Source organism: Bacillus sp. DE0042 (genome assembly GCF_007680225.1).
Classification (GTDB): Bacteria; Bacillota; Bacilli; order Bacillales; family Bacillaceae_G; genus Bacillus_A; species Bacillus_A wiedmannii.
The window spans coordinates 59,186-83,525 of the sequence record NZ_VEJP01000008.1; the positions used below are offsets into that span (position 1 = coordinate 59,186).

At 35.1% G+C, this 24,340-nt stretch carries 25 protein-coding genes and 1 pseudogene; 19 read left to right on the plus strand and 7 right to left on the minus strand.

The genetic code is table 11. From position 1 onward, the window contains the following. The first annotated feature begins 27 nt into the window (after nt 1-27). The 4 genes from FS802_RS24790 (at nt 28) to FS802_RS24805 (ending at nt 3,491) form a co-directional block, all read left to right on the plus strand. A complete protein-coding gene (locus FS802_RS24790) occupies nt 28-831 on the plus strand; it encodes a protein phosphatase 2C domain-containing protein (protein ID WP_000865497.1) in 804 nt (267 codons plus the stop codon). A gap of 14 nt (nt 832-845) precedes the next feature. Then, a complete protein-coding gene (locus FS802_RS24795) occupies nt 846-1,298 on the plus strand; it encodes a peptidoglycan recognition protein family protein (protein WP_000402968.1) in 453 nt (150 codons plus the stop codon). Nucleotides 1,299-1,315: 17 nt separating this feature from the next. Next, a complete protein-coding gene (locus FS802_RS24800) occupies nt 1,316-1,567 on the plus strand; it encodes a DUF2164 domain-containing protein (protein ID WP_001983516.1) in 252 nt (83 codons plus the stop codon). 445 nt (nt 1,568-2,012) lie between these two features. Beyond that, on the plus strand, nt 2,013-3,491 hold the full coding sequence (locus FS802_RS24805; RefSeq protein ID WP_142336900.1) for a DUF4822 domain-containing protein: 1,479 nt from the start codon (nt 2,013-2,015) through the stop codon (nt 3,489-3,491). Nucleotides 3,492-3,718: 227 nt separating this feature from the next. Here the strand turns inward: FS802_RS24805 and FS802_RS24810 are convergent, their stop codons facing one another. Together FS802_RS24810 and FS802_RS24815 are read right to left on the minus strand one after the other, a co-directional pair. After that, on the minus strand, nt 3,719-3,931 hold the full coding sequence (locus FS802_RS24810; protein WP_016077378.1) for a CsbD family protein: 213 nt from the start codon (nt 3,929-3,931) through the stop codon (nt 3,719-3,721). Between the two features lie 171 nt (nt 3,932-4,102). Next, a complete protein-coding gene (locus tag FS802_RS24815) occupies nt 4,103-4,915 on the minus strand; it encodes a GNAT family N-acetyltransferase (RefSeq protein WP_098654618.1) in 813 nt (270 codons plus the stop codon). 152 nt (nt 4,916-5,067) lie between these two features. Here FS802_RS24815 and FS802_RS24820 point away from each other — a divergent pair, with 152 nt between their 5' ends. The 8 genes from FS802_RS24820 (at nt 5,068) to FS802_RS24855 (ending at nt 13,104) form a co-directional block, all read left to right on the plus strand. Then, nucleotides 5,068-5,271 (plus strand): hypothetical protein, encoded by a 204-nt coding sequence (locus FS802_RS24820; protein ID WP_000810206.1) that lies wholly within the window; start codon nt 5,068-5,070, stop codon nt 5,269-5,271. A 434-nt stretch (nt 5,272-5,705) separates the two neighbouring features. Beyond that, on the plus strand, nt 5,706-6,494 hold the full coding sequence (locus tag FS802_RS24825; RefSeq protein WP_098720299.1) for a helix-turn-helix domain-containing protein: 789 nt from the start codon (nt 5,706-5,708) through the stop codon (nt 6,492-6,494). Between the two features lie 45 nt (nt 6,495-6,539). Further along, entirely contained in the window at nt 6,540-7,391 is an 852-nt protein-coding gene (locus tag FS802_RS24830; RefSeq protein WP_098720300.1) for an ABC transporter ATP-binding protein, read from the plus strand. Continuing rightward, complete coding sequence (locus FS802_RS24835; protein ID WP_048562571.1) at nt 7,392-8,042, plus strand: ABC-2 transporter permease; 651 nt, start codon at nt 7,392-7,394, stop codon at nt 8,040-8,042. 136 nt (nt 8,043-8,178) lie between these two features. Further along, complete coding sequence (locus tag FS802_RS24840) at nt 8,179-9,792, plus strand: long-chain fatty acid--CoA ligase (protein ID WP_046957728.1); 1,614 nt, start codon at nt 8,179-8,181, stop codon at nt 9,790-9,792. A 123-nt stretch (nt 9,793-9,915) separates the two neighbouring features. Further along, nucleotides 9,916-10,491, plus strand: coding sequence for a biotin transporter BioY (locus tag FS802_RS24845; protein WP_001093321.1), 576 nt, complete (start codon nt 9,916-9,918; stop codon nt 10,489-10,491). Nucleotides 10,492-10,556: 65 nt separating this feature from the next. Next, nucleotides 10,557-12,020, plus strand: a complete 1,464-nt coding sequence (locus FS802_RS24850; RefSeq protein ID WP_098078795.1) for an acyl-CoA synthetase — start codon at nt 10,557-10,559, stop codon at nt 12,018-12,020. After that, on the plus strand, nt 12,013-13,104 hold the full coding sequence (locus FS802_RS24855) for an acetyl-CoA C-acyltransferase (RefSeq protein WP_098200985.1): 1,092 nt from the start codon (nt 12,013-12,015) through the stop codon (nt 13,102-13,104). The genes FS802_RS24850 and FS802_RS24855 overlap by 8 nt, the downstream gene beginning before the upstream one ends. 7 nt (nt 13,105-13,111) lie before the next feature. Here the strand turns inward: FS802_RS24855 and FS802_RS24860 are convergent, their stop codons facing one another. Beyond that, the gene (locus FS802_RS24860) at nt 13,112-13,693 is read right to left on the minus strand and encodes a DUF6434 domain-containing protein (RefSeq protein ID WP_001247733.1); all 582 of its coding nucleotides are present in this window, start codon (nt 13,691-13,693) and stop codon (nt 13,112-13,114) included. A gap of 104 nt (nt 13,694-13,797) precedes the next feature. On the opposite strand from FS802_RS24860, the pseudogene FS802_RS24865 reads away from it, so the two are divergent. Then, nucleotides 13,798-14,241, plus strand: a pseudogene (locus FS802_RS24865) (NUDIX hydrolase). A 44-nt stretch (nt 14,242-14,285) separates the two neighbouring features. On the opposite strand, the gene FS802_RS24870 reads toward FS802_RS24865, so the two are convergent. Continuing rightward, nucleotides 14,286-15,488: an alanyl-tRNA editing protein gene (locus FS802_RS24870; RefSeq protein ID WP_176520830.1), complete on the minus strand. Its 1,203-nt coding sequence runs from the start codon at nt 15,486-15,488 to the stop codon at nt 14,286-14,288. Between the two features lie 134 nt (nt 15,489-15,622). Here FS802_RS24870 and FS802_RS24875 point away from each other — a divergent pair, with 134 nt between their 5' ends. Then, nucleotides 15,623-16,030: a hypothetical protein gene (locus FS802_RS24875; protein WP_000965133.1), complete on the plus strand. Its 408-nt coding sequence runs from the start codon at nt 15,623-15,625 to the stop codon at nt 16,028-16,030. 67 nt (nt 16,031-16,097) lie between these two features. Continuing rightward, on the plus strand, nt 16,098-17,336 hold the full coding sequence (locus FS802_RS24880) for an MDR family MFS transporter (RefSeq protein ID WP_098200987.1): 1,239 nt from the start codon (nt 16,098-16,100) through the stop codon (nt 17,334-17,336). 240 nt (nt 17,337-17,576) lie between these two features. Here the strand turns inward: FS802_RS24880 and FS802_RS24885 are convergent, their stop codons facing one another. Next, a complete protein-coding gene (locus FS802_RS24885; protein ID WP_000516734.1) occupies nt 17,577-17,963 on the minus strand; it encodes an Hsp20/alpha crystallin family protein in 387 nt (128 codons plus the stop codon). Between the two features lie 124 nt (nt 17,964-18,087). Continuing rightward, a complete protein-coding gene (locus FS802_RS24890; protein WP_000517650.1) occupies nt 18,088-18,210 on the minus strand; it encodes a small acid-soluble spore protein P in 123 nt (40 codons plus the stop codon). A 121-nt stretch (nt 18,211-18,331) separates the two neighbouring features. Here FS802_RS24890 and FS802_RS24895 point away from each other — a divergent pair, with 121 nt between their 5' ends. Further along, the gene (locus FS802_RS24895; RefSeq protein ID WP_001146292.1) at nt 18,332-18,595 is read left to right on the plus strand and encodes a hypothetical protein; all 264 of its coding nucleotides are present in this window, start codon (nt 18,332-18,334) and stop codon (nt 18,593-18,595) included. A gap of 45 nt (nt 18,596-18,640) precedes the next feature. After that, a complete protein-coding gene (gene pdaB / locus FS802_RS24900; RefSeq protein WP_098654658.1) occupies nt 18,641-19,366 on the plus strand; it encodes a polysaccharide deacetylase family sporulation protein PdaB in 726 nt (241 codons plus the stop codon). 41 nt (nt 19,367-19,407) lie between these two features. On the opposite strand, the gene sspO is transcribed toward pdaB, so the two are convergent. Next, nucleotides 19,408-19,557: an acid-soluble spore protein SspO gene (gene sspO / locus FS802_RS24905; RefSeq protein ID WP_000518057.1), complete on the minus strand. Its 150-nt coding sequence runs from the start codon at nt 19,555-19,557 to the stop codon at nt 19,408-19,410. A 291-nt stretch (nt 19,558-19,848) separates the two neighbouring features. Here sspO and acnA point away from each other — a divergent pair, with 291 nt between their 5' ends. Beyond that, complete coding sequence (gene acnA, locus FS802_RS24910; protein WP_000238584.1) at nt 19,849-22,572, plus strand: aconitate hydratase AcnA; 2,724 nt, start codon at nt 19,849-19,851, stop codon at nt 22,570-22,572. 116 nt (nt 22,573-22,688) lie between these two features. Continuing rightward, nucleotides 22,689-24,338, plus strand: a complete 1,650-nt coding sequence (locus FS802_RS24915) for an ABC transporter ATP-binding protein (protein ID WP_141546025.1) — start codon at nt 22,689-22,691, stop codon at nt 24,336-24,338. Nucleotides 24,339-24,340 lie beyond the last annotated feature (2 nt).

Below are 24,340 nucleotides of genomic sequence, written 5' to 3' on the forward strand. Positions count from 1 at the left end.
TTTTATCATTTGAAAGGGGATACAGATATGAAGGTAAAAACATATCAACAGAAAAGCCCGTTGAAGCAAGAATGTGAGGATTCTTATTTTTGTAATGAAGAAAAAAAGATGTATGGTGTATGTGATGGTGCAACACCGCTCGTCCCGTTTCGTGATGAAAAGGGACATAATGGAGCATACATCGCTTCGCATTTATTTGCAAGTTATTTTACTTCATTACGTGAAAATCATAGTTTGCAAGTTGCCGTTGCAAAAGCAAATGAAGCATTGCAAAGCAAAATGTTAGAGTATGAAGTAGATACGAGAAAGAAAGAGCATTTGTGGTGTACATGTATTGCGGCAGTTCAAATAGATGGTGAGAAAATTGAATACGCACAGTTAGGGGACTGTATGATTGTCGCAATACTTCAAAATGGAACGATGCAAGTATTAACGCAAGACACGGTTGAAGGAATTAGTAAACGAGCAAAAAAGAAGAGAGAAGAGGATCGTAAAAAAGGGTTATCTGTACCAGAAGAACATGTTTTTCAAGATGTGCGAGAACAGTTAAAATATAATCGTTATCTTGCAAATATGCAGGGCGGGTATTCTGTTGCGAATGGAATGAAAGAAGCGATACATTATTTACAACATGGTGAACTACATATAGATGAAGTGAGCGGGATTTTTATTTGTTCAGACGGATTATTCCACCCAGATTGGCCACTTGAACAAACTGTTGCATATATAAGAAGGAATAGTATAAATGAATATGTAGCAATTATTGAAGAGCTAGAAGAGGAAAAGAGAATAAGACCAGATGATAAAACAATTATGATGATTGATTTTTAAGGGAGGACGTTCAAATGGAAATCAAATGTGTTAATTTAACATTTCAAGATGAATTAGTTCCTTTAGAGAAAGTTAATAAACTGATTATCCACCATACATCCGAAGATGGATGGGATGTGTATAAAACACATGAATTTCATCAAAAAGTAAGAGGATGGAGCGGGATTGGTTACAATTATTTTATTGAAGAAGATGGAACTGTAGTCGAAGGGCGAGGTTTACATATTGGAGCACATGCGAAAGATAATAATAGAGATACAATTGGAATATGTATGACGGGTAATTTTGATAAATATGATCCAACTACCGCACAAATGAATGCATTGTATTCTTTATGTAAAATGTTTATGAAGCAGTTTGTTATAAAGAAAGAAAATATACTCGGTCATAGGGAGCTAGAAGGAGTTACAAAAAGTTGTCCTGGCAATCGCTTTTCTATGGTAGAGTTAAGAAACGTACTATCTTAAATATAGAGGAGTAAGAAATGATGATGAATATAAAAATACCAAATGATAAAAAAGAAGAGCTAGTAGCACAAATTCAGCAATTTTTCGTTGAAGAAGATTTAGATGAAATTGGGCGTTTCCAAGCAGAGCGTTTAATAGAAGAAATGATTAAATTAGTAGGGCCATTTGCATACAATCAAGCGATTGGAGATGCTAGAAAGCTTGTAACAGAGAAACTATCTAATATTGAAGAAGATTTGTATGTGTTAGAGAAGAGTGAAGGGAAGTAAAAAGAGCCATTTTGGCCGTATTCCGTCAATTATAAAATAAGTATTATGCCACGGCTTTTTCCGATGTTCTGTTTGGAAAAGGCCGTGAAGTTGTTTTTTGGCATATAAAATAAAGTTTCTCTTTTTTTTGTCAAAAAGAACCCTAGAACTAAAAACGTTATTCTTTCTTAACAAGCTAGATGAGAAAGAATAACGTTTTTTTAGATTGAGATTAAAAATATATTATCTTAATTTTATCTTTTTTTAATAATTTATTTATGGGCAATTTATAGTTGCTATTTATAATTCCTATATATAACAGCTATGGATACTACGAAAAAGAACTTTGGAGGTGTAACCAATTAGCTGTAATCAAAATGTAAAACATGAATTGCTCACATAGAATCTTCTTTTGGAAGATAAGTGGTGTAATTCTTTGTTAAATGAAGGAAGGGATTGGGAAGTTATGAATAAAACAATTTTAAAAACATGTATCATATCAGCAGTTTTAGGTGGAAGTCTATTAAGTGAAAAAAATGGAGAGGTGAAAGCAGAAGAGGTTACACCACAAACGAATCATACTGGTGTATTCAAAGATGTTCCAAAGGGGCACTGGGCATATGAGGCGATTCATCAATTAACAGGTGAGAAAATTATTTTTGGCTATGATGATGGAAGATTTGGTTTTGGAGATAACGTAACACGCGAACAAGTTGCAGCATTAATGTATCGTTATTTTAATATGGCAGAAAACAAAAATTATGAGAACCCATATGGGGACGTAAGCGAAGATTCGACAAGCTATATAAAGGAAATTTTATCTTTAACAGAAATGGGCGTTTTTACGGGTGACGAGCATGGGAACTTTAGACCGAAGGCATCCTTAACACGTGCAGAAATGGCACAAGTTCTTACAAATGCTTTTCATTTAAAGGCAAAGAGTGATCATACTTTTAATGACGTTTCAACGAACTCATGGGCAAGAAATGCAATTAGTGCTGTTCAAACAAATAATATTGCAAAAGGAGTAGGAGGAGGGAAATTTGCTCCAAGTATGGATGTGACGCGTGAACAGTACGCACAATTTTTATACAATGCAATACAAGAAACTAAACAAACTCAACAAACGAAAGGGCAACTACTAGCTAGCATACTTGGTGAAACAAATTGGAAAGGGACAAAAGTCTATGACAAAGATCATAATGATGTAACGAAAGAAAATCAAAATTTCATCGGGCTTGCAAAATATGATGCTAAAACTGCAAGGTATGAATTTTTTAATGCAAGTACAGGAGAAAGTCGTAATGATAGCGGTATCTTTTTTATAACGAATGATGGAAAGAAAAGAGTGTTAATTTCTGAAACGCAAAATTATCAGGCAGTTGTTGAATTAACGCAATTAGACAAGGAGAAATTTACATATAAAAGAATGGGGAAAGATGCAAAAGGGAACGATGTAGAAGTGTTTGTTGAACATGTTCCTTACCATGAAAAAGAACTTTCTTTCACGCAACCTGATAAAAATTTAGAAAGCTCGACAGGGAAAATAGTTACAGACGTTGATGGAGATGAAATTTTATCTAGTACACTATGGAACGGAACGGTGGTATTAGACGAACAGGGTAATAATGTAACAAAATACAACTCAAACTTAATCAGTCTAGCAAAATATGATAAAAATACAAATAAATATGAGTTTTTTAATGTGAACACAGGGGTAAGTCGTGGGGATTATGGTTTCTTCGATGTTGTACATGGTAATAAAATAAGAGCTCACGCTTCGTTAGGAAATAATAAATATGGTGCGGTCCTTGAACTTACAGAGTTAAATAAAGAGAAATTTACGTATACAAGAATCGGGAAAGATGCGAATGGAAAAGATATAAAAATCTTTGTTGAGCACGAACCGTATACAGGCGACCTAAAACCAAATTTCACAAAGTGATCTTTTACTCTAGCAAAGGTATTATGTTGGGGAATGTTGGTAAGGAGAAGCCTCAGTGATTAGGAAGTTATATAGTAGAAGAAAAATAGCTGTTTATAGACAAATAGATGCCTGAAGGCATCTATTTGTCGTTTTAAAATGATTTTACAGGTAAATATAAAATACAAATTCTTTTTTCTCGGATCTAGTAACTCCCTACTTGCACCACCATACATCTTTGTTCTTTTTTATTTATTCTCTTTATGTTCTTTATATTCATGTACTTTCTCTTTTACATTACCAACCGTATCTTTAGCAGTGCCTTTCACTTTATCCCATTTTCCTTCAGCTTGTAATTTCTTATTGTCAGTTACTTTCCCGACAACTTCTTTTACTTCACCTTTTACTTTATCAATGGCACCTTCTACTTTTTCCTTTAAACCATGATCATTCTTAGTCATACATTTCTCCTCCTTGTAGTTTGATTAGAATTCTCTTTTCATGTTGCAAGTTGAATGATGTATCTAGTAATAGCGTAACAAATCTAGTTTGAATATTCAAATGATTAATAGGATAGAAAAGGAATTGTCATAGAATGTATAAGATTGTAATGGAAGGAGAAAGAATGTTAATTATATGTCTTTTGCAGTCCATATTGATTTTGTATAAGCAATTTTCATATGGGCACGTTCCATATTATTTTGACTGCCGCTACCGAACCTTGCTTGTCCGACTATTAAATGACAGTTTTTCGCTAGAGCTTTTTCTATTCGTTTTTGAATTAAGGCAGTATGACAGCCTTTACGCTGAAATTCTGGCAAAGTAGCAGAAGCAGCTAATGAAGCAATCCCATTATTTATATACAGGACACCAATGCCTGCAGGAGTGTTTTGAACTTCGGCTATGAAAAAATGCCAGCCGGGTTTATTGTAGAGAATTTCGTTATTTTGGCGCACGCCATCTTTTGTAAAGGCTGGCATGTTAAATCCACGTACATATATGTCTGCAAAAATATGAAATTCATTTTCTTTTAGTTGGCGTACTGAAATGGTAGAAGGAAGAAGGGATGGGTCTTCTCTCGGTATACTATATAAAGCGGTATGGAAGCTGGATTGGTAAAATCCTCTTTGAGATAAGTATTGAAATAATTCAGCTGTACCTTGAGCGGGTGTAATTTCAAAACGATAAGGGATTTGTAGCGATTGATAATAAGAGATAATTTCATCTATCTCATCTGTATTTGTAAATGTAATCCCTTTTACCGTATTAAAAGCTGGACCAGCAATTATTTTTGATGAAAAGGCAGTGGCACTCCCGAACTTTTTCATTTGTACTTGCATTGGATTTCCGTTTATTGCTTGTAGTGCCTTTAATCTAGAAGAAAGCATATGTATTTCTGCGCTTTCAATTTCTTGTGCTGTATTGAGCGTCATAATAGTACTCATAAAATTCCTCCGTTAATAAATATATTTCATAGTACATATACGATGTTTGTTCGGAGATTCCTGTTGAAATGTAAGAGAATAAGAGGGTTTTTGGAAGGGAAATGGAAGTGAACTGTCGAAGGGAGTGGAAACAGATTAAAGGTGGTGCTCTCATGAAACAGAAAGACGTGCAGACATGCTCTAATTGTGGTTCTCATAACATAGGAGAAGGGGAGTTTGTCGGTTATGCACAAATACGGAAAAAGGAGACGATGTTCACATCTTCACCAGTAGATGCTTATATTTGTACAGATTGCGGGAATATCCTTTTATTAAAAGTACGACATTATGAAAAGTTTAAGCAGAAGCCGTTATGATTATGGAGAAGTGTTTTTATTAGGGAAGTTAATAGGAGTAATATTTTACATATATGTGAGTATGCCTTATATAAGGAGATGACAACATATACTGTCGTTATATGACATACAAATATGTATAGAAGAAATTGTGAATCAATGTGAGGAAGAAAAATTAGTCCTTATTGGAATATTTCATATCGAAAGCTCCTTTAAATGAATAAGGGAGTTTTTTGGTTTTTTGTAACAATATTTACCTTTAATTGTTATAATTGGTTATTGGGAGAGGGTGTTTTGTTAACGCGATAATCATAGAAGAAACTAGCTAAATCGTATAGAAAACCGCTATATAACACAATCGCAACCGTAAGTTGACAAAGTGCAACCACAGGAAGATAGAGATAAGGGCAATGTTTACATACAATTTAGGTAAGAAAACAAAGGGGGACACAGATATGGGATTTGGTGAAAAACTTTTTAAATTAAGAAAGGAAAAGGGCCTTTCTCAAGAAGCGTTAGCTGAAAAATTAAACACAACAAGGCAAGCAGTTAGTAAATGGGAAAACGGTCAAGGATTTCCTGAAACTGAAAAGTTAATAATGATTGGAAATGTATTTGAAGTATCACTCGACTATTTATTAAAAGAAACTGCTGAGCAAAGTAATGAAAATGTGGATGGCTATTACGTAAGTCAGGAAATGGCAGAAGGATATATAGTGTATGGGCAAAAAATTTCTAAATATATTGCGTTAGGATTTAGTTTGCTCATTTTATCGACAATACCGTATTTATTATTTAAAGAAAATGCAACAATGTCGACATTCCTTGTCATTATCATTGCTGTCCTTGGAATTGGAGCAATGATGGTACCTGTAACGATAGAAGAGAGTCGATACAATGTATTGAAAAAGGAAGAACTACTATTTGATCAAAACTTTCTAAAAGAATTGACAAAAAGATATGCGATTATTAAGAAGAAGTATGCTGCAGTGATGATTGTTGGATTTTGTTTTATAGCAGCAGGCGCAATCCCGTTTTTGTTTGAGAAAAAGCATATCACTTCAGGAGAATTAGTGCAGTATTATCCGTACTGTGTTGTACTTATTGCGATTGGAGTCTATCTTTTTGTTCGTGTTGTAGGAGTGTGGGAGATGTATCGAATTTTAGTAGAAAATAAAGAATATAGCAATCGTATTATTTTTAAACTAAAAAAGAAAGTGAGAGATAAAGTGGATAATTTTTAATAGGAGAAAATCAATTTTATTAAAAGTTAAGATGGGAGTGAAATGATGTCAAACATTCTAGAAATTAAAAATTTAAGTAAATCATTTGGAAGCAAAGTTGTTTTAAAAGATGTTACATTCAATGTGCCATCAGGGGCAATTGTTGGATTCATTGGTGACAATGGGGCAGGTAAATCAACAACATTTAAAACAGTACTAGAATTAATTTCTAAAGATAGCGGTACAGTAAAAATATTTGGTGAAGAAAATATAAATAAAGATGCCAAGAATAAGGGGAAGATTGGAGTCGTATTTGATGCTATGAATCTACCGGCTCATCTTACAATAAAACAACTAAATAAGGTTTTTGAAAAGATGTTTGAATCTTGGGATAGAGAAAATTTTTACCGATTAGTTCATTCTTTCTCTTTACCTACTAATGAAAAAGTAGGTAGATTTTCCCGTGGAATGTCGATGAAACTATCTATAGCTGTTGCATTATCGCATAATGCAAAATTATTAATCCTAGATGAAGCGACGGGAGGTCTTGATCCTTCATCTAGGGAGGAAGTATTAGAGGAATTAAAAAGTTTTGTGAATAAAAGTAATGGTGGTATATTACTTTCTTCACATATTATGAGTGATGTAGAAAAAATAGCTAGTCACCTTATTGTGATAAAAGATGGAGAAATTTTATTGAATGAAGAAAAGGATAAGGTTTTGGACAATTATGCCATTGTAGATGTTGATGAGGAACAACTAACTTTAATCAACAAAGATATAGTTGTGGTGAAAAGGAATAATGGTTCTTATTTCAATGTACTTGTATCAGATGTGCATAAATTACCAAGTGGGATTGCTCATAGAACCATTTCGATAGAAGAAATAAGTGTTTTATTAACGAGGAGTGAAAAATAAATGAAAGGTTTATTATTGACAAACTATTATCTAGTGTATCGAACTTTCTTTATGTTCATGGGAATAGCGATATTAGGAGCGGGATTTGTTTTTTATTTTGGTAATGCTTCAATGTACCGTTTAATTGCTACGTTCATTATCTTATTTGCTGCGATTCCTGCACTTGAAGTTATTAAATATGAGAGTAAGTCGGGGTATGAAAAATATGTACTTACTTTACCGGTTACTAGAAATAATATTGTACAAAGTCACTATCTTTTCTATTTTTTAGTTGTAATTATTGGTACTTTATTATCGTATGGCATATTTTATGTTCATGGTTTAGTTTCAGATACACCAATTGATGATGGTATATTTAAGAGTGTTTCTTTAGGGACGTTCATCATTCTTAATGCCGGAGCAATAGCTTATCCGCTTCTCTATGTTTTTGGAGCAGAAAAATCTGATGCTATTACAATTGGAGGCGCATGTGGGGGACTTGTTACTTATTTTGGATTACAAAGTGTAATTGGATATCTAATAGAACAATTTCCAATATCAAATTTAAATTCATCTGTATACGTTTCAATTCTATATACAATATTTGGCGTTATCATATATATCTTTTCTTATTTCATTTCGGTATTTATATATCGTAAGAAGGAATTTTAATATATTTTCTCTTAGTATTTTCTGAATTATTTCCAAAGAAATAATTCAGAAAATACAGAAAAATGTCGTAATCATTTGTAGAAGTCTGTTATAATAAACAAAAAATGAAAACGCTTTAAAGGGGGATGTAACCAATATGATGATGAATGTACCGCTAACAATTAGTTCTATGATGGAAAGAGCAGAGAAACTGTTTTCGAAGAAAGAAATTGTTTCACGGACACATGATACAGTTACGACGTTAACGTATAAGCAGTTAGGTGAAAGGACGAGAAGACTTTCAAGTGCGCTAAAAAAATTAGGAATTAAAGAAGGCGAGCGTATAGGAACGTTAGCGTGGAATCATCATCGACATGTGGAAGCGTATTTTGCTATTCCTGGTATTGCTTCCGTTTTACACACAATTAATATTCGTTTATCTCCTCAACATATTTCATACATTATTCAGCACGCAGAAGATCGAATTCTACTTATAGATGAAGATCTTGTACCACTTGTTGAAAATATTCAATCACAATTATCAACTGTACAAGCCTACATTATTATGACTGATAAAGATGAACTTCCCAATACTACGCTAGAACCTGTATATCATTATGAAAAGCTATTAGAAGAAGGCGATCCAACTTTCCAATTTGTAAAAGATATTGATGAAAATACACCTGCTGGTATGTGTTATACGTCAGCGACTACCGGAAACCCAAAAGGTGTTGTATATACGCATCGTAGTACTGTATTGCATTGTATGGCACTCGGTTTAGCGGATACAGCTGCTTTATCGGAAAGTGATGCGGCGATGGCAATTGTACCGATGTTCCATGTGAACGCTTGGGGGCTTCCTTTTGCAGCTACTTGGTTTGGAACTAAACAAGTTCTGCCAGGACCAATGTTTACTCCAAAAATTTTATTAGAGATGATTCAAGCTGAAAAAGTAACGATAGCAGCAGGTGTGCCGACAATTTGGCTCGGTGTATTACAAGAATTAGAAAATAATAGTTACGATTTATCTAGTATAACGAGAATATTATGCGGTGGTGCTGCTGCACCGAAAAGTGTTATTAAAGCATTTGAGCAAAAATATAATGTTCCTTTCGTACATGCATATGGTATGACTGAAACAAGCCCACTCGTAACACTTGCACGTTTAAAAAGTTATGAAACAGAATTATCATATGAAGAGCAATTAGAAATTCGCTCAAAACAAGGATATCTTGTCCCTGGTGTAGAGATGAAAGTAGTCGGTACAAATGGTGAAGTGAAGTGGGATGGTACTGAGATGGGAGAGTTATGTTTACGAGCACCTTGGATCGCTGAAAGTTATTATAACGATGAACGTACTGTCGAAGGTTTTCGTGATGGTTGGTTATATACAGGAGATGTCGTTACGGTTGACGAGGAAGGCTGCGTGAAAATTGTTGACCGTACGAAAGATGTTATTAAAAGCGGAGGTGAGTGGATTTCTTCAGTTGACCTTGAAAATGCATTAATGGCACATGATGCTATATTTGAAGCAGCTGTCGTTGCCGTTCCTCATCCGCAGTGGCAAGAGCGACCAATTGCCTGCGTCGTTCAAAAGAAAAATAGTACAGTAACAAAAGAAGAAATATATGAGTTTTTAAAACCACAGTTTGCGAAGTGGTGGTTACCAGACGATATTGTATTTATGGAAGAAATACCGAAAACATCTGTTGGGAAGTTTTTAAAACAGGCGCTTCGGAAAGAACTTGAGCATTTGCATAAAGAGAAATAATTGAAAAAATATTTGTAAACCTATATTTAAAATAAGTTGACAAAGACTAAATAGAAAGATAATATAACTCCTATAATATGTTATCTAAAAATCATTTTAAGTTTACAAATAGGAGAAGCAAATATGAATACAAAAAACTTAGTTTTCGTCGCTTTATTTAGTTCTATTATGGGAGTGTTAGGGTTAATACCTCCAATTGCTCTTGCTATTACACCAGTTCCGATTACATTACAATCACTCGGTGTTATGCTTGCTGGTGGATTGTTAGGATCACGTCTTGGTGCGTTAAGTCAGCTTATTTTCTTACTTATAGTTGGAGTTGGAGCACCATTACTTGCTGGTGGACGCGGTGGTCCAGGCGTATTTGTTGGGCCAAGTGCAGGATATTTACTTGGTTATATCGTTGGAGCGTTTGTCATTGGTTATTTAATTGAGCGTTTACGTGAAGTTTCTATAATAAAGGTATTATGTATTAATATAATTGGTGGTATTTTCGTAGTTTATGTATTTGGTATTATTGTACAAGCTTTCTTTATGGATGTTTCTATATGGCAGACGATGAAAGTAAGTGCTGTATTTTTACCAGGTGATTGCATAAAAGCGATTATAGCAGCAATTCTTGTAACGAAATTACATCGTTCATTGAAACATATTATTACGCCTGCTCTCAAGAGTGGGAAATATACAAATGCGGGATAAGAAAGAGAAGAAACACGTTCATTGCGTGTTTCTTTTTATTATTTTGTAAAGAAAGGACGTCTCAAATGGGGATTACAAAAGAATATAAAAAGTATGCCTCTTTACAAACAAATAAAATAGCAATAAAGGAAAATGATCGAGTATTAACATTTAAAGAATGGTTTGAGTCAGTATGTAAAGTAGCAAACTGGTTGAATGAAAAAGAATCGCAGAATAAAACGATAGCAATTGTATTAGAAAATAGTATGGAGTTTTTACAACTATTTGCTGGTGCTGCTATGGCCGGATGGGTTTGTGTGCCGTTAGATATAAAGTGGAAAGAGGATGAGCTCAAAGAAAGAATTGCGATCAGTAACCCGGCTATGATTGTGACAGAGCGATATAAGGTAAATGATCTACCGGATGAAGAAGGAAGAGTAATTGAAATTGATGAGTGGAAAAGAATGATAGAGAACTATCTTCCTACATATAATCCTGTAGAAAGTGTACAAAATGCTCCGTTTTATATGGGATTTACATCAGGATCGACTGGAAAGGCAAAAGCATTTTTACGTGCACAACAATCGTGGGTTCATAGTTTTGATTGCAATATACATGACTTCCATATGAAAAAAGAAGATTCTATTTTAATAGCTGGGACGCTCGTTCATTCTCTTTTTTTATACGGTGCAATAAGTGCATTATATGTAGGGCAAACGGTGCATATTATGAAAAAGTTTATTCCAGATCAAGTGCTGGATAAGTTAGAAACGGAACACGTTTCGGTCATGTATACAGTTCCGACAATGCTAGAATCTTTATATAAAGAAAATAGAGTAATAGAAAATGGAATGAAAATTATTTCGTCAGGAGCGAAATGGGAAGCTGAAGCGAAAGAAAAAATAAAGATTATATTTCCTTATGCGCAAAAATATGAATTTTACGGTGCATCGGAACTAAGTTTTGTAACAGCACTAGTTGATGAAGAGAGTGATAGAAGGCCAAATTCAGTAGGAAAACCTTGTCACAATGTGCAAGTTCGAATATGTAACGAAGCAGGAGAAGAAGTACAGAAAGGCGAGATAGGAACTGTTTATGTGAAAAGTGATCAGTTTTTTATGGGCTACATATTGGATAAGGTTTTAGTTCCAGAGTTGACTGCGGATGGCTGGATGACAGTGCGAGATGTAGGTTATGAAGATGAAGAAGGCTTTATATATATAGTAGGTAGAGAGAAGAATATGATTTTATTTGGAGGAATTAATATTTTCCCAGAAGAAATAGAAAGTGTATTACATGAACATACAGCTGTTGATGAAATAGTTGTAGTTGGCGTGAAAGATAGTTATTGGGGTGAAAAACCTGTCGCCATCGTAAAAGGAAGTGCTACGAAGCAACAATTAAAAAGTTTTTGCTTACAACGATTATCCTCGTTTAAAATACCGAAAGAATGGCATTTTGTAGATGAAATACCGTATACAAATAGCGGGAAAATCGCTCGTATTGCAGCAAAAAATATGATTGAAAACCTGGAGAAAATATATGAATAGAGCGGTTATTGTAGAAGCAAAAAGGACACCTATTGGTAAGAAGAATGGGATGTTGAAAGATTATGAAGTTCAGCAATTAGTAACGCCGCTTCTTACGTTTTTAAGTAAAGGAATTGAGAGAGAAATAGACGATGTCATATTAGGGAATATTGTGGGGCCGGGAGGGAATGTTGCGAGATTATCTGCTTTAGAAGCAGGACTTGGCTATCATATTCCTGGTGTAACGATTGACCGGCAATGTGGTGCCGGATTGGAAGCGATTCGTACTGCATGTCATTTCATTCAAGGCGGCGCAGGTAATTGTTATATTGCAGGAGGAGTAGAGAGTACAAGTACATCACCTTTTCAAAATAGAGCGCGATTTTCACCAGAAACAATTGGTGATCCTAATATGGGAGTGGCAGCTGAATATGTTGCAGAGCGTTATAATATAACGCGAGAAATGCAAGACGAGTATGCTTGCCTTAGTTATAAACGGACACTGCAAGCAGTAGAAAATGGATATTTACAAGATGAAATACTTTCTTTTAATGGATCTTTAGATGAGTCTATAAAACGAGAAATGAAGTATGAAAGAATGATTAAAAGAACTAAGCCCGCATTTTTACAAAATGGTACAGTAACGGCAGGTAATTCGTGCGGTGTAAATGATGGGGCATGTGCCGTTCTTGTAATGGAAGAGGGGCAAGCCCGAAAATTAGGATATAAGCCTGTACTTCGTTTCGTTCGTAGTGCTGTAGTTGGAGTGGATCCAAATCTTCCGGGGACTGGTCCGATATTTGCGGTGAACAAATTATTAAATGAAATGAATATGAAAGTAGAGGACATCGATTATTTTGAAATAAATGAAGCATTTGCTTCAAAGGTTGTTGCTTGTGCAAAGGAGTTACAAATTCCTTTCGAAAAATTAAATGTAAATGGTGGTGCAATTGCGCTAGGTCATCCGTACGGTGCATCTGGAGCTATGCTTGTGACACATTTGTTTTATCAAGCGAAAAGAGAGCATATGAAATATGGAATTGCGACGTTAGGAATTGGTGGTGGAATAGGGCTTGCGCTATTATTTGAGAAAGTGGAAAACTAGAAAGGGACTAGTTTTCTACTTTTTGAGGAACATAAGCATTGCTACCAGGTTTTGCTTTTATTTCATTCCAAGCAGCGATAGCATCAGCTTTTGATTTCCCTTTGTTATTTGGATCTTCGAAAAAGTCGCGAGTGAAACGATTGTATTCAAACTGCGCGCTAATAGTTGTTTTGTATGTAGGATCTTTTTTTCGTTCGTTTTCTTCATACCAAAACGTTAGCGCGTCTTCATATGTTTTTCCGACATTCTCTTTAAAAAACTTTTGAAGAGCTACTGTAAATCGGAAGTTTGCTCCGATTTTTTCTTTGAAAAAAGCACGAACATCTTCGCTGCAGCGGTGATTGTTAGTAATAATCGTTTGAAGAGAAAGTTCTTTATAAGAGAGGGAAGCTTTACTCACCTTTTGACTAGAGCTGTTTTTTAATATTTTACCAGTATGTAAATAATGTGAGATACGCTCGGTTATTTCAATCTTAGAGCCACTAGCTGGCAAACCATGCTCACGACAAAATGTTTGGAGTTCTGCTTTTAACCAATAAAAGTTTTGGAAATCTTCAAGTGATATAGACTTTGTTAAAGGTGGACGCATAGATGTAACAACTTCTTTCTTCCATAATTTTCTTTAATTATAAAACGTATGTTCTTTTTGTGGAAGGGTTAATTTGTAAATATAACGGGAAGAGGAGATTACATATGGAAAGTGTAATGCAAGTTCGTGTTACGGGAATTTTAATTGAAGATGAAAAAGTATTGCTAGTAAAGCAAAAAGTTGCTAATCGCAATTGGTCTTTACCTGGGGGAAGGGTAGAGAATGGTGAAACGTTAGAAGAAGCGATGATTTGAGAAATGAGAGAAGAAACAGGATTAGAAGTTAAAATTAAGAATCTACTCTATGTTTGTGATAAACCAGATGCTAGTCCATCTTTATTACATATTACGTTTCTGCTTGAAAGGATTGAAGGTGAAATTACGCTACCTTCTAATGAGTTTGATTATAATCCAATTCAAGATGTGCAAATGGTACCGATTAAAGATTTAAGTCAATATGGTTTTTCGGAAACTTTTATAACTCTTATAAGTGAAGGTTTTGCAAGTGCATGGAGTTATCAAGGCTTGAAACAAAATATAGGTTTGTAAATATAGTTGAAGGATAGCAGTTAGCTATCCTTCATAAACATGTTTTACACTTCTGACTGTAAAGAAGAAACAAGTTGATTTAAAAATTCGTCCCCGGTCATAACCGCTTTTCCGCCACCGCGAGCACTCTTTTTATTTCCGCCACCTTTTCCTTCAATTGTAGGAAGTGCCTCTTTTAAAAGAGCATTCATATCGAGCGTGACTGTTTTTCCACAAGCGAGGATGCATTGTAGTTTGTCCTCATTTTCAATAACGAAATATGTAATGGCATGCTCTTGTTGTTCTGTAATAATGGCAGAAAGCTTTGCGATTTCTTGCATAGAACGATTTGTAAATACTTTAGAAATAAGTATGCCGGTATGTTTTTCTGAAGGCTGTTGAAGTAGTTCGTTTGCCTCTGCAAATAATAATTTTTCATTCATTGTTTGTATTGCTTTTTCATTTTCTTTTTGAGAAGTAAGAAGTTGTGCTACTTTTGCTGGGATATCACTCTCGCTACTGTTTAATTGTTTAGAAACATCTTTCATAATTTGTTGTTGTTGGCCCATTAAATTTAGTGTGCGCCAACCAGCGATAAACGTTAATCGTATGCCACCTTTATTGCGCTCCCACCCTAGTACTTGAATAGGACCTACTTCACCTGTACGTTTCGGATGCGTTCCGCCACAGCCGTTGTAGTCGAAGTTTTCAATTATAACAACACGTATATTTTCTGTTATAGTCGGTTCTTTACGAAGGGGGAATGTTTTCGCTTTTTCTAAGTTCATCCACTCGATGCGGATGGGATGGTTTTCAAAAACAATTTTGTTTGCAATTTGTACTGCTTTTTCAACCGTTTCTGTATGAAGATTTTCTGTTTCTAAATCAATTGTTACCGTTTCTTTTCCAAGGTGGAATCCAATCGTAGGTATGTTAAAATGGTCCCAAAAAGCAGCAGATAAAATGTGCTGAGCCGCATGTTGCTGCATATGATCAAAACGGCGCTCCCAATTAATTTTACCTTCTACTTCTTCAGTATGTAATTGTTCTACAATGAAGTGATGAATTTCTCCATTTATCTCTTCTACATTGATTACATCGATATCATTTAATGTACCAGTATCATATGGTTGTCCGCCCCCTGTTGGATAAAATGCCGTTTCGTTTAAAATAACGTATAAGTTACCGTCTTTATCATAATCTTGTTTTATAACTTTTGTAGTAAAGTCTTGCTTATAAGCGTCAGTGTAATATAATTTTTGCTCCAATTTTCTTTCCCCTTTCGTTTTCACTAGTTTCATTGTAAAGCAATTGAAATTAGTTTCCTAATATTTCAGAAGAAAGAAACTATTTTTAGAATTTTCTTGCTATAATAAGAAGAAAATGCGGGGGTGGAATGAATATGTTATATGAAAACGGCGTAGATAAACTGCTTAGTTTAAGTAAAAATATTTCTGAATTGTATCGAGAATTAAATGAAATGACCCGGATTTTAACGGACTGTAATCGAGAAAGTGTGAAGTTTGATCGGTTATATGTAAAAGAGTTACTGTGGAAAAAAGAAGATGTAATAGAGAAATATGACCAGCTGCTTGTGCAACTTTGTATAAATGAATGCTTTGATTTAAAAAGTGTCATTACAGGGGAATATAAGTATACATATGAAGAAGTAGAAAACATCGTTTTACAATTTAATGAGAAATATAATGTCGCAATTTTAATTAAAGATGTTTGTAAAGAATTACAGTTTACATATGGCATAGATATGGACATAACGAGAACAGCTCGGGTATCAACAGCTCAAGTATAAAAAAGGAAAAGAAAGCAGATCCTTTGCTTTCTTTTTTTATGTAAGAACAGGGAGAGTAGGTTTAACGATGAAGGGGAAGTTACAAAATATTCATCCATTAGGAATGACAATTATAATAGGGACTTTATTTGCGAGATTCGCCACGTCAATGAGTATTCCTTTTTTAGCAATTTATTTAACGACTGTTAAAGGCGTATCAGCTGGAATGACGGGTGCTATTATAGGAACGAGTGCACTTGTTGGAGTGTTTGCTAGTTTTATTGGAGGGAATTTATCGGATCGATTCGGCCGAAACATGATTATAATATGGTCCATGGTTGCTTGGGTGTTTGTATTTATAGGTTTTTCACTTGCAAATCATGTTTTAAGTTTCTTTTTATTAAATGCTTTGAATGGATTATGTCGGTCTTTTTTTGAGCCGACATCAAGAGCATTATTATCAGATTTAACGAAACCAGAGTATCGTTTACTCGTATATAATTTGCGTTACGGTGCAATAAATGTTGGAGTAGCGATTGGCCCACTTGTCGGATTACAGATTGGAAGTGCAAAATCTACAATTCCTTTTTTAGTAGCAGCTGGAGTATATATTCTATATACAGCTATATTAGCATTCCAATTTAAGAAGTATCCAATTGAAAAAAAGAAAGTAAATACAGAAAAGCCTGTCACAATGTTAAATGCAGTTCGTATATTGCGAAAGGATGTCGTATTTTTAGTTGCTTTAGTCGGTATTATTTTGAGTAATTGTGGCTTTTCACACTTAACGACAACAGTATCTCAATATTTTGCAAATTCACATATATTTCAGGATGGAGTGACATTGTTTTCGTATATGTTAGCTTTAAATGCGATTGTTGTAGTCGTAATTCAATACCCTGTTATTCAAATATGTAAAAAGTATACACCGTTAACATCAATTATGGTTGGAACTTTATTTGTGAGCGGGGGGTTGTTTGGATTTGGAATAGCAGAATCTATGCTAGGTGCTGCTATTTGTACAATTATTTTTACAGTTGGAGAAGTTTTAATGTTTTCCATGACGGATGTATTTATTGATGATATAGCTGTTTCACATTTAAAAGGAACATATTTTGGAGCAATGGGATTTTCAGGGATTGGAGCAGTAATTGGTCCATGGTTTGGGGGAGTGCTTCTCGATTACTACGGGTATCAAAATGGGTTTGTAGTATTTTCAGCACTAGCTATATTTTCAACTGTAGCATTTCCTGTACTTGTAGTTACAAAAGGTTTATTGAAAAAAAGATATGATAGAAATTGTAATTTAGAATTAGATGCGAAATAAAATAAGCCCCAGCAGATGACTGGGGCTTATTTTTGTATTTATCCCGCATTAACGGGCAGTAAGAACCCCCACCTAAAAATTCAGCGAAAGCAAAGAAGTTAGGTGGGGGATCAACTGCCCGTAAAAGCCCGATTGGTTCAACTAATATCAGTGGGGGATGAAGCCCCACTGATGAAAGTTTCACTTTATCCCGCTATTTGCGGACAGTAAAACTCCTATTGATTACAGTTTTACTTTATTTTACTTCTCACTTTGAAAAAGAACTTTTTCTTCATGTTTATTAGCAACTTCATTTTTGGAAATATGAATGGCTAAATATCCATTCTCTAAGCAGGCTAGCATCTTCTTGTAAATAATAGTAGCGGGTAAAGGAATGATCCGCTGCAAAGAAATGTTTTCATGAAGTATGCAAATGTTTAGGCCTGTCTCCATCTTTTTAATGACTACATTTTGTTCGGATACATTTGGTACATCTGTTTCCAAAATGTACTCTTGTTCAGTTTCGCAAAGGTCAATATGAATTTGATTTGGGAAACTAAAGTTACTACAAGAATCAGAACAAAATTGATCCATCCATTCTTCGAAACCATCAACATGAAAAAGACAATCCTTCTTTTTCTTGCCCATGTAAGACACCCTCCGTAAAATCTCAATTCATACTATGTTATGCATGAATGAAGTGGGGGTGAAGAATAAATGGAAAAATATAAACATTGTATGTGACAAAGGTAGCTAGTGTGAACCTTTTGTTTTACATATCATGATGTGCATGATTTTTTTGGCGTGAATGGTTACGGTTTTTTACTTTATGCGATCCGCTTAATGGTTCAGGTTGTCCCTTTTTTTCTTTCGCTTCACGATTGTTTTTTCCCATTGTATGTGACACCTCCTCTTTCTCTTTAGAATGAGAGAAGTTTGCAAATTTATACGAGAATGTTTTTAGAAAAAAAGGTAAAGATAAATGGGACTAACTATTATGGAAAGGGGATTATATAATGCCATATCATAAAGATAAACAACAAGCTTTTCAAGCAGCGCAGCAAGGAGTTACACAAGCAGAACATGCATTTAACAACATTGTAAAAAATGATCCAAACTACGGTCATGATCTAAAAGAATTACGCCAAGAGGTTCAGGAAGCGTATGAACAGATTCAAAATGCGTTAGAAGTAGCTTCAGAAACACAACGTCCACAACTTGAGCAATACGAAAATAATCTCCAAAACATTATGCGAAATGTAGATCAGTTAGAAAAGTAAATGAGGTTGTTGTGTATTCGACAACCTCCTACTTTAATGAACATTATGCTAAAACAGAAAATTTTTTTAGTGGTTTTTTCTTTATTATGCGCAGTACATATATTTCAAGTGGAAAAAGTGGAAGCGAAAATGTTGCTCAGAAAAGAGCTAGAACCAACTGGCTATGTAACATGGGAAGTACCTAATAATGAAAAGATTATTGCCATTACATTTGATGATGGACCAGATCCGACTTATACAACACAAATTTTACATTTATTACGTCAATATAAAGCAGAAGCGACTTTTTTTATGATTGGATTTCGAGTTCAGCGTAATCCATATTTAGTGAAACAAGTGTTAAAAGAGGGACATGAAATTGGAAATCATACGATGAACCATTTGTATGCGAGTAATTCATCAGATGAAAAATTAGAAAATGATATTTTAGATGGAAAGAAATGTTTTAAAAAATGGGTGAAAGAACCTTTACTATTCCGTCCTCCTGGCGGATATATTAACGATGCTGTATTTAAAACAGCGAAAGAAGCAGGTTATCAAACTGTTCTATGGTCGTGGCATCAAGATCCACGTGATTGGGCGAATCCAGGGGTTGAATCCATTGTAAATCATGTAGTGAAAAATGCTAAAAGTGGAGATATCGTATTATTGCATGATGGAGGAAATGATCGTAGTCAAACAGTAGCAGCGCTAGCAAAAATTTTACCTGAGCTGAAAAAACAAGGATATCGATTTGTAACGGTTTCGGAATTACTACGTTATAAACATTAGAAAAAATCCCAAAAGGAAAATATGCCTTTTGGGATTTTTCGTTACTGGTTCTTTTTACGTTTTTTATTATTTTGTCGCTCTGCTGGAGTTAAAGGTTCGTTTGCAAATTCTTCATTGTAACCAGTTCCTTGTCCTTGTGCAGATGCAGCATTCATTCCTGAAATAGTATGATTTGCTTTTCTTTTACCCATTTTATTTCACCTCTATAATATTTTTTGTATGTTGAATGATGAGCAGTTCATAGTATGTATGAACTGTAAGTAAAGCACTAATAGAGCACTTTACTTTATGGTAATAGTATTCATAAGGAGCGTGAACACTATTCAAATTTAGAAACATAAAGAAAACTTATGATAATCTATAAGTTTCTTATTATTTACTTATTTAGAAAGTTGTAATAAGATATTATCGTAAGGTATTGAAAAGTTTGTCTACATTTTATATTCAGACAACTTAGCCACGTTTAACAGGGGGGAAACATAATGGTCAAACATAATCCATTTCAATCACGTGCAACTTTTGAAGTAGATGGAAAAACGTATCATTATTATGATTTGAAAGCGCTTGAAAATACAGGGGTTGGCAACGTATCTCAATTACCATATTCCGTGAAAGTTTTACTTGAATCAGTACTTCGTCAAGTAGACGGACGTGTAATTACAGAAGAACATGTTACAAATTTAGCGAAATGGGGAACGAAAGATGTGCAAGATATCGATGTTCCATTTAAACCATCTCGTGTAATTTTACAAGATTTCACTGGTGTTCCAGCTGTTGTAGATTTGGCTTCGCTTCGTAAAGCAATGGCAGATATGGGCGGGGATCCTGATAAAATTAATCCGGAAATTACTGTAGACCTTGTAATTGATCACTCTGTACAGGTTGATAGAGCGGGTACGGCAGACGCGCTTGCATTCAACATGGACTTAGAGTTTAAACGTAATGAAGAACGTTATAAATTTTTAAGCTGGGCACAAAAATCATTTGATAACTATCGCGCAGTGCCACCAGCTACAGGTATTGTACACCAAGTAAACCTTGAATATTTAGCACCAGTTGTTCATGCTGTGAAAAATGCTGAAGGTGACTTAGTTGCATACCCAGATTCATTAGTTGGAACAGACTCACATACAACAATGATTAACGGTATCGGCGTTCTTGGATGGGGCGTTGGTGGTATTGAAGCAGAAGCGGGAATGCTTGGACAGCCTTCATACTTCCCAGTACCTGAAGTAATCGGTGTGAAATTAACTGGTACACTTCCAAGTGGTACTACAGCAACTGACGTTGCATTAAAAGTAACACAAGTATTACGTCAAAAAGGTGTAGTTGGTAAATTCGTTGAGTTCTTCGGTAATGGACTAAAAAGCATGCCTTTAGCTGACCGTGCAACAATTTCAAACATGGCACCAGAATACGGTGCAACTTGTGGATTCTTCCCAATTGACGATATTTCATTAGAATACTTACGTTTAACAGGTAGAGATGAAGAGCAAATTCGCATTGTTGAAGAATACTGTAAAGCAAATGGTTTATTCTATACAGCAGACAGCAAAGATCCAATTTACACTGATCTTGTTGAAATTGATTTAAATACAATCGAATCTAACCTTTCTGGACCGAAACGCCCACAAGATTTAATTCCACTTTCAGATATGAAAGATGCGTTCCATAAAGCTGTTGTAGCACCAGTTGGAACACAAGGACTTGGATTTAATGAGCAAGAGTTCGATAAAGAAGTGAAGGTTACATTAGAAGATAAAGAAGTAACGATGAAAACAGGTGCAATTGCAATCGCTGCAATTACAAGCTGTACAAATACATCAAACCCATACGTATTAATTGGGGCAGGTCTAGTTGCGAAGAAAGCAATTGAAAAAGGGCTTGTAGTACCTGAGTACGTAAAAACATCATTAGCACCAGGATCTAAAGTTGTTACTGAATACTTAGATAAATCAGGTTTAACAACATATTTAGATCAATTAGGTTTCCAAACAGTTGGTTACGGCTGTACGACTTGTATCGGTAACTCTGGTCCGTTAGCAGAGGAATTAGAAGAAGCAATCGCAGCAAACGATTTATTAGTAACATCTGTTTTATCTGGTAACCGTAACTTCGAAGGTCGTATTCATCCACTTGTAAAAGCAAACTACTTAGCATCACCACCACTTGTTGTGGCATATGCACTTGCAGGTACTGTTGATATTGACTTGAAAAATGATGCAATCGGTAAAGATGCAAATGGCAATGCTGTTTACTTCAACGACATTTGGCCATCAGCTAAAGAAATTGAAGATGTAGTTCAAAACGTTGTTACATCTGAACTGTTCAAGAAAGAATATGCACAAGTATTTAACAGCAATGAGCGCTGGAATGAAATCCAAACTTCAAATGAAGCTTTATATACTTGGGATAATGATTCAACATATATTCAAAACCCACCGTTCTTTGAAGGATTATCTAAAGAGCCAGGTGAAGTTGAAACGTTATCAGATTTACGCATAGTTGGTAAATTTGGAGACTCTGTAACGACAGACCATATTTCACCAGCAGGTTCAATCGGTAAGCATACACCAGCAGGACGCTACTTATTAGAAAACGGCGTACAACCTGTTGACTTTAACTCTTACGGTTCTCGTCGTGGTAACCACGAAGTTATGATGCGTGGTACATTCGCGAACATCCGTATTAAAAACCAAATCGCACCAGGAACAGAAGGCGGATACACAACATATTGGCCAACTGGTGAAGTAACATCAATCTATGATGCTGCTATGAAATATAAAGAAGATGGCACAGGTCTTCTAGTTGTTGCTGGTAAAGATTACGGTATGGGAAGTTCTCGTGACTGGGCTGCGAAAGGTACAAACTTATTAGGTATTAAAGCAGTAATCGCAGAAAGCTTCGAGCGTATTCACCGTAGTAACTTAGTATTAATGGGTGTATTACCACTTCAATTTAAAGATGGCGAAAGCGCTGAAACGTTAGGCCTTGTTGGTAATGAGTCATTTGAAATTCAAATTGACAAAACAGTTAGACCACGCGATCTTGTAAAAGTAGTTGCAACTGATGCAGATGGCAACGAAAAACAATTTGAAGTAGTAGCTCGTTTCGATAGTGAAGTAGAAATTGACTACTACCGTCACGGTGGTATCTTACAAATGGTTCTTCGTGAGAAAATTGAAGAGTCAAAAGTGTCGAACTAAATAATTGAAATGAACGATAAGGAAGCTAACAACTGTTAGCTTCCTTATTTTATGGAAAGGGATGAAACCATTTGGTTTCATCCCTTTCTTTTTACTATAAAAATGGAGGGAACATCATGAAAGAATATAAAAGAATATTGTTACCGTTACAGAAAGAAAAATTATTAGTAATAGCAGCTGTATGTAGTGGATGCTTTGCTGCTATTTTAAATTTATCTCGTCCACTATTCATGGGATTAATTGTAGATAACCTTATTCAACGAGAGTTAAAGGAGGCGTATCTTTACATTACTTTGTTTGCAGCTAGCCGCTTGTTGATGTGGGTGAACAATCTTTCATTTGATTATGTAAGTTCAAAAGCGAGTCAGCGAATATTAAGAGAGAAGCGTATAGATGTATTGCGTCATTTCTTCTCATTACCGTTTGAAGAGAGTGAGAAAATTAAACAAGGTGAGTTAGAGACGTTAGTTGTGTCTGATATTCCAAACTGGATCAGATTATATGGGTCCATATTAATAGAATATATACACGCCATTGCACAATTTATAGGTGCGTTCATAGCACTACAACATATAGATATACAGTTCATATTGTGGGTAACTCCGTTTTTATTTTTTAGTGCAACGGTTCCGATGGTGATGGGGAAAAAGGTAAGAAATATTGCAAGCATTGCTCAAAACAATCAATCAAGTGTTGTAGAGATGGTGTCACAGTTTGTAAAAGGAGCACAAGATTTACGGAGTTTGCAAAAAGAAAAATGGGCCATTCGCTTATTTAAGGGAGTAACGGCACAGTCTTATAAATCGGAAGTAAAGAAGACGATGATGCAACACTGCATTGGAGTAGTTGGAACAGTGATTGAAACAGGAGCATATATCGTTGTTCTCATTATAGGCGCGCAGAAAATAATGAAAGGGGAAATGGAAGTTGGCTCGATTGTTGCAGTATTAGCCACAATTGAAATGCTCTTTTTTCCAGTCCGCTACGTGGGCGATTTATTAATGATGACACAAGTTGCAGTTGCTTCGGCAAATAGAGTTTTTTCCTTTTTAGATAAACGAGTGGCAAATAGTAATCTAGAAAGAGCGATGGGGATGACAGTAACAAATGTTTCATTTCAGGAGAATGATGAAGAGAAATGCAGAATTCATAATATTGATTTGCAAATTAATCCAGGTGAACTCGTTATTATTGTAGGGGAAAGTGGCGCAGGAAAAACAACGCTTTTAAAATTAATGACAGGGTTGTATAAACCATCTAATGGTAACATTGTTTATTATGGTGATGAGGCTCGTATGACTACAGTGTGGCAAGAACCTCGTTTCTTTCGGACGACAGTAAAAGAGAATATGTATTTCGAGGAAAAGTGCTTAGAAAACCAGTTAGAAAAAAATATTGAACTTGTAAATGTGAAGCCGATAATTAGAGATTTATCGGAAGGGATTCAAACTGTACTACATAAAAGTGGTGAAGAATTTTCGGGAGGAGAAAGAAAACGTTTTGCATTATTGCGAGCAATTGGTTCAAATCCGAATCTTATTATTTTAGATGAACCAACTGCAGGATTAGATCCGAGCAATCAAGAAACTGTTTGGAATATGATAGAAGGATTAGGAAGAGATGTAACGCGAATTGTGGCAACACATGATGTAGAGAAAGCGATACTAGCAGATCTTGTTGTCATAATGAGAGAAGGCAGTATTGTGGCATGTGGAAGTCCTGAAAAATTAATAAATAGTCATTCGTTTTTACAGAGATATGAATAAAG